Origin of the sequence: Salinivibrio sp. MA427 (assembly GCF_001996115.1) — a bacterium.
Classification (GTDB): Bacteria; Pseudomonadota; Gammaproteobacteria; order Enterobacterales; family Vibrionaceae; genus Salinivibrio; species Salinivibrio costicola.
Genome location: NZ_MUFH01000389.1, coordinates 1 through 1,995, shown reverse-complemented (window position 1 = coordinate 1,995; position 1,995 = coordinate 1). Strand labels below are relative to the sequence as shown.

The following is a 1,995-nucleotide window of genomic DNA, read 5'->3' as shown; positions in this document are numbered from 1 at the left end:
CTACCATACAGCACCAGATTACGAGCACTTTCTGAAAGCGCGGTCCATGGCAAGTCTGGATCAAAATCAGCGATACCTCGCAAGCCTTCTATGGTGTAATGTTGAATGTTAATAAACTTATAATTTTTTGCTGTCCATAACACACAAGCACCTTCGTGCATCGACTTCTCGGGGTTTGCGATCAGCTGTGTAATATCAACCTCTGCAGACGTGCCTAAACCCTTGCAGGAAGGACAGGCACCGCTGGATTCATGCTCCGGCGCATTGAATGAAAGCAAATGAATATCAGCTGGGCGATAGATAAGTGGGTCAGAGGGTGTGACCCAGTGCTTGCGGGAATCGAGGCCAACGCCGTGGACACCTTGAAGTTCTGATAGCTTGCTATTGTGTGTTTCTACAAACACGCGTCCTTCACCAGCTTGAAATGCCAACTGCATCAGCTGGAATAGCCTCTTCTCGTTTTTTGCCGCTCGCTTGCTTAGATCGATCTCACCTACCAATACCTCTACAAGATGACGGCTCTTTTTGGAAAACGGCTTGAAAGGGTTTAAGTGTACTATGCGGCCCAGATCCCATTGTTTGGGAGTATCACTTTCACTACGCACGGTGGCAGTATCAAACCCCAATTCAGCTAGATTTGTTGCCATGGCAACACCATCATTGGCGACAAAAGACAAAGGAATTGCCCAGATGGTAATCTTGCCTTGATGATGCTGCAAAAGCCATTCAGCATAATGCTCTGCCGTTGGGGCATCTAAAACAGTGCCAGCAATTTTCGAGACAGGGTTAGACCATTGCAAAAACATGTGTCGCAGCAGCGAAAGTAATCCACTGGCTGTGGCCACTGTAGTGCGCGAGGAAGCCCTAAAAGCGCGCTGGCCAACATGTAAGGTGGTGGGCAAAGCATCGATAAAAGCCGGATTCATCGGTAAGCCTAAATGATCCTGCGAGACCCCGAGAAACTCTTTGAGGCGCTGATTACCTTCTAGTGCGAGCACATCTCTCAATAGAGAACTTTTTCCTGAACCAGATACTCCTACAACCATCGAGATCGAACCAAGCGGGAAAGTAACATCGACAGCTTGAAGATTATTGGCATCAGCGCCAACTACATGGATAGCTTGTGCGCTCAGATTTGCCATTGGGGTTCATCCTGAAGATGAAGGACATAGATTTCACGAGCAAGAAACTGCCGGGGGAATTTTGTAAACTGAACCGTGCATTCACCTCGATAATGTAGTGCCCGGTGATTTGAGACAAAAAGTGCGTCACCCGGTGCTAAATGAATCGGTTCAGATACTGCCATTGCGCAATCATGGATGACTGTTAGATAGTGCTCCAGTTCCTGTGGTAGTGAATATAAACGCTGTGCTGCTGCTCGTAAGGTTTCGGGATGAAATCGAATTGTGCCATCTTCAATAATAGAACCAGACCAAGCGCCCTGTTTGCGCTCATCTACCATGTCCAATTTGGTTTTTGTTAGAAACGTAAGCGTGTCTGCTTCGCCTCGCCTTTCAAGCTCACTTAGCAGTTCATCAATCATCACCACTCGTGATTCACCCATTTTAGGATTGGGGTCAGGCTTGTGGCAGTGAATGACCGTAGCGGCCGGTGGTACAGGTGCAGTGTTGAGGTCAGTGTGAAAATATCCCTCTTTAATCGTTTGCGATAGCTCTTTGGTCCAAGGCGACATCTTAAAGTGTTTGACGATTTTATTTTTTCGGTAGGATTTAAAACGTGCAGATAGACTCAATGCTGCAAGCAGAGTTGTAGCACCGTCATCCGTGGGTACACCGCGAACCACAAGGCTGGACTTGTCATGCCACGACCTCGCAACCTGCTGGATGAAGGTAGTCCATTGAGATGAGTGAAAAAATTTTGGTGGATCCCATGTGGACCCRAGCAAACTCATTTCCAAATACTCCAGGCTTACAGAGCGAGATGTTTCCAAAAGCTGCTGTGCTAAATCGCCAGGCATGTGGACTTCATTAATAT

At 47.3% G+C, this 1,995-nt stretch carries 2 protein-coding genes; both read right to left on the bottom strand.

Features of this window, described 5'->3' with window-relative positions:
- A partial coding sequence (locus BZG79_RS14840) for a hypothetical protein (RefSeq protein ID WP_199877986.1) occupies positions 1-1,142 on the bottom strand: 1,142 nt, incomplete at its 3' end.
- Positions 1,130-1,995, bottom strand: an 866-nt coding sequence (locus BZG79_RS14835; RefSeq protein WP_077774790.1) for a TauD/TfdA family dioxygenase, incomplete at its 5' end; no start/stop codon positions are given. The genes BZG79_RS14840 and BZG79_RS14835, both read right to left, overlap by 13 nt.